Annotated in this window: 2 protein-coding genes and 1 pseudogene; all 3 read right to left on the bottom strand. The window is 55.6% G+C overall.

Annotated features, from left to right (window positions below; translation table 11 throughout):
• Nucleotides 1-423, bottom strand: a 423-nt coding sequence (locus tag A3722_RS04015) for a helix-turn-helix domain-containing protein (RefSeq protein ID WP_150120430.1), incomplete at its 3' end; no start/stop codon positions are given.
• Between the two features lie 120 nt (nucleotides 424-543).
• A pseudogene (locus tag A3722_RS04020) lies at nucleotides 544-1,407 on the bottom strand (IS30 family transposase); the annotation flags it as partial.
• 97 nt (nucleotides 1,408-1,504) lie between these two features.
• On the bottom strand, nucleotides 1,505-1,971 hold a 467-nt coding region (locus A3722_RS04025; RefSeq protein ID WP_150120429.1), incomplete at its 5' end, for an IS30 family transposase.

The following is a 1,971-nucleotide window of genomic DNA, read 5'->3' on the forward strand; positions in this document are numbered from 1 at the left end:
GGCCCAGTCCTCGCTCCAATCGAATTGGAAGGCTTCGCCGGGCGCGAACACCAAAGGCACGTAGGTGCCGCGCCCCGTCGTCTGTTCCGCTCGATGCCGATCTTCACGCCATGCCCGGGCGAAAGCTGCTACGCGTTCATAGGAGCCATCATATCCCAGCTTCACCAGATCAGCATGCATTTGCTTCACTGTCCGCCGCTCTTTGCGTGACTTCCGCGTCTGGATTAAAAGCCAGGCTGACAGCCGATCCGAATAGGGATCCAGCTTGCTTGGACGCTTGGGCGTCTTGAACTGCGGTTCCACCGCACCTTCACGCAGATACTTCTTTATCGTGTTCCGAGACAAACCCGTCCGCCGGGCAATCTCCCTGATTGGCATCTTGTCACGCAATGCCCAGCGTCGAATGACACTCAAAAATCCCATGTCGATCACTCCAAATCCCCCCAACCAAAACCGTCGGGGAAGTGTGTTCACATGGGTCAATTCTCAGTGACAATTTATGGGGCTACCGGGTCAGTTCTCAGTGACAATCAACACGGTTGATCTTGGAAGGTATCGACGCAGCCTGTTGTTCGTATTCTCAACAGTGCCTTTCTGATAGGGCGCTTGCGGGTCACAGAACCAGGCATCCGCTCCGATCCCGGCCTTGAGATATTTCCAGGCCGAGAACTCGGTGCCGCGGTCGAAGGTAATCGACTGGCGCGCATCGGCGGGCAGGGGAGCCAACCCGTTGATCAGAGACTCCATGATCGGTTTGGATTGGCGATCTTCATTACGCATCACGACGGCATAGCGGCTGACGCGCTCCACCAGTGACGTCACGTTTACCTTCCCATGCTCCTTGCGGAACATCATCAAGTCGCACTCCCAATGGCCGAATTCTAAGCGTTTTGAGACACGCTCAGGCCTGTGTGACAGGCTTTGACTGTCAAATATGTGGGTTCTGTTGTGCCTGCGGTAACCACGCGGCCGACGGTGGCGACGATGCTCAGGGAGATGGCGGTAGAACTGTTCCTCGCGACCGTCTTTGGAATAGGCAAAGCGATAGATCGTCTCGTGACTCACGCGGATCGGGTGCCGTTCGAGCCGCATCCTGCCGGCTATCTGTTCGGGCGACCAGCCAGCCTTCAGGCGGTTTTCGATAGCGGCTTTCAAATCAGGGTGGATGATCATCTTGCGATGGATCGCACGGCGCTGCTCATATTTGTCCTGAGCGACGAGCGCGTGATACCCATTTAGCTCAAGCAGTTCGTTGTCCGTGTACCGATTACGCTTAATGTCTCGGTAGATCGTGGACGGGTCGCGACCCAGTCGATCCGCGATCTCTGAAATCGGCATTTTGGCTTCAAGCCACTTTGCAAGCTTGCGACGTTCGTCCAGCTTCAGGTGACAGTAGTGGGTTCCCATTCTTCATACTCCATGCAACTCTCTGTATTCGTACATATTTTGCACTTCGTTTGTGAATCCACCAATGGTGTCTCAAGGGTCGTTGCGACAGTTTCCGCTATCTCAGTTTCCTCAACTCTTCCCTGAACGCTTCCGTCGGTGTGCGCCAACCAAGGCACTTTCTTGGCGTGCCGTTGAGGCGGTCACAAATCGCCTTCATATTGCGATTTGAGAGCGCCGCGAGCTGGGTGTCACGGGGAAGATATCGCCGTGCGCGTTTGTTGAGGTTCTCGACCGAGCCTTTTTGCCAGGGTGCTTGTGGGTCACAAAACCAGCTGTCAGTGCCGATGCCCGACTTGAGCTTTCTCCACTCCCGGAATTCGAAACCACGGTCAAAGGTGATCGATTTGCGGGCCGGCTGGGGTAGGGGTTCCATCACATCCATCAGCTTGCGCATGAAGTGGGTCGAACTGCGGTCGTTGTTGCGAAACAGGACGGCGAACCTGGTCTTGCGTTCGACGAGCGAAGCCACGTTCATCTTGCCATTGGCACGTTCAAAGATCATCAGATCGCCTTCCCAGTCAC

Source organism: Sulfitobacter sp. HI0027 (genome assembly GCF_001634775.1).
Taxonomy (GTDB): Bacteria; Pseudomonadota; Alphaproteobacteria; order Rhodobacterales; family Rhodobacteraceae; genus Sulfitobacter.